Source organism: Mycobacterium sp. (assembly GCF_035314665.1).
In the GTDB taxonomy this organism is placed as follows: Bacteria; Actinomycetota; Actinomycetes; order Mycobacteriales; family Mycobacteriaceae; genus Mycobacterium.
Map to the genome: position 1 here is coordinate 1 of NZ_DATFZD010000394.1, position 2,293 is coordinate 2,293.

1 protein-coding gene is annotated in these 2,293 nt (G+C 65.5%); it reads right to left on the reverse strand.

Annotated elements, in window-relative coordinates; genetic code table 11:
* Nucleotides 1–322 precede the first annotated feature (322 nt).
* A complete protein-coding gene (locus VKI00_RS28205) occupies nt 323–2,086 on the reverse strand; it encodes an IS1634 family transposase (RefSeq protein ID WP_324444083.1) in 1,764 nt (587 codons plus the stop codon).
* Nucleotides 2,087–2,293: the final 207 nt, after the last annotated feature.

Here is a 2,293-nt window from a genome sequence, read left to right on the forward strand (position 1 = left end):
GCGCCCCACCACCGAATCGAGGCCCCGGGAACAGCCGGCCGAAAAACCGGACAGCCCAGGTGAAATGCGGGTCGGCCGCGCCCTGCACGCCGTGCGGCAGAGCGCTGTCGACCTGGTGAATGTTCTCGGCAACAACGTAGGGTCCCACCGCACCGCGCCAAAACCCGTAAACATTGTGTTCTCTCGAAAAGAACGGAGTTATCATTTTTCCGACGTGATGCAAACCACTCTGATGCCACTCTAAGCCGAAGTTACTGCGCTGAGGACGAGCGAACCCCCAGTTGAGCTGGGGGTTCGTGGTTTTCGGGGTGGGGTGTTCTGGCTACTGGAGGGTCAGGGGGATGGTCGCGTTGAGGAGTTGGAAGGCTTGGCGTTGGGTGTGGGTGGCCTCGGCGAGGATGGGCACGGGGGTGTCGGTGCCCGCGAAGCGGACCTGGTTGCGGGTGAGGGTGCCCAGATGGGTGAGCAGTCCTTGGTAGCTGTGGGTGGGTAGGTGGGTGTCGGTGGTGGTTTTGCGGGCTGCTTTGGTGGCGGCGGTGGTGGATCGGCGTGCGGGTGCAACGGGGTTGTCGCGGTCGGGGGGATTTTCGTCGGTGTAGGTCAACGGGGCCAACGCTTGACGTAGGTGCCAGGTGAGGTAGGCGGCGAGCATGCAGATCAGGACGTGGGCGCGGACGCGGTCCTGGAGGCGGTGGTGGATCGGGCGCAGGTTTAGGTCGTCGGTTTTGAGGCTGCGGAAGTCGCGTTCGACGTTGGCGAGGTTTTTGTAGGCGCCGATCACGGCGGCGGTATCGAGATCGGTGGCGGGCACGCTGGTGCGTAGTACGTAGATGCCGTCGAGGGCGGCCTCGGTGGTAATCCGGTCGTGGTTGCGGGTGATGGTGACGGTGGTGTCGGTGATGGTGATGTTCAGGTGTTTTTTCATTTTGTACTTGTCGGCGACGGCACCGATTTTCAGGCCGATCTGATCGGCCCCGGCCAGCCGCCCGGCGGCGACGGCGGCGGCGATCGGGGCCAGCAGTTGTTCGGTCGCGGTGAGCAGGTCGCCGCGTTTGCGGGCGCGTTCGGCCGCCAAGAGTGGGTTGCGGCAGCAGATCAGCCGCTCGCCGGGATAGTCGGGGTGGGTGATCTCGGCGAAATCGTGGTCATCGAACAGCGCCATCTGCAGCGGGCCGGTGTCGGCGGCCAGGACGGCGATGGCCGGGGCGCGCAGCGCGGTCAGCCAGCCGATCCCGCCGAGCTCGTTGAGCGCGCCGATGCGGGCGGAGGTGATCATGCCGCGGTCCCCGACCATCACCATGTTGGTGAGCCCGAAGGTGTCTTTGACCGTGGCGACGGCGTCGGTGAACGCGGTCGGGTCGGCGGTGTTGCCGGGAAACACCCGGATCGCGACCGGGCGACCGGCAGGGTCGGTGAGCAGCCCGTACTCGATTTGCTCGCAGCCTTTCTTGCCGTCGCGGGAGTAGCCGCGGGCGGCCAGTTCGCAGTGTCGCCCGGTCACCCACGACGAGGACAGGTCGAACATCGCGATCCGCGCCGGGTTCACCGCCGCATCCAGATGCCGCGCCGCCAACCGTTTTTCGATGTCGTCCTGGCGGGCGTGCAGCCAGTCCATCGCCGCGTAGACCTCGTCGGTGCACGCGCCGGTGACCCCCAGGTCGGCGCCCAGGGTGGTGTCGGCCCACCCGGTCAGGGTGGACAACTTCGACGCCGGCGCCAGCACCCGCGACACGATCAGCGCATACGCCAGCTCCCGGGCCCGGCAGGCCGGACCCAGCAGGGCCGGGATCTCGAGTTTGTGGGCCATCGCCACCACCGCCGCGACGTGCCCGTGTGGCAGCGCCGACTCAATCTGCACCGCGTCGGTCGCGCCCACCAGCTGCCGACCCGCCAGCACCGCCTCGATCGCGGTGATCGCCGCCTCCGGCAGCGCCGACAGGTTCGCCAGCTGTTCGTGTTTGACCTTGGCGCCGTCGCGGAAACTGCGCCGCAGATACACCGACTGGTAGTCGCGCCGCTGCCCCGACTTGTCGACATGATTGCTCTTAATTCTGGCCACATGCATCGCACCAGATCGCCGTACCATACGTTGCATCGTATCGATACTCGCGAAATAATCCTACGCGACACGCCGATAATTTTGGCTACACTTCCAGGTCAACCAACAGCATAACCGCAGACCAGACAGACAATCAGCGCTCAACCACGCCGTAACTTCGGGCTAGACAACGCTTTCGCCAGTCACCCCGGCTTCACGATAACGTAAACCACTGCGCGGTGCTGATTATCGTTG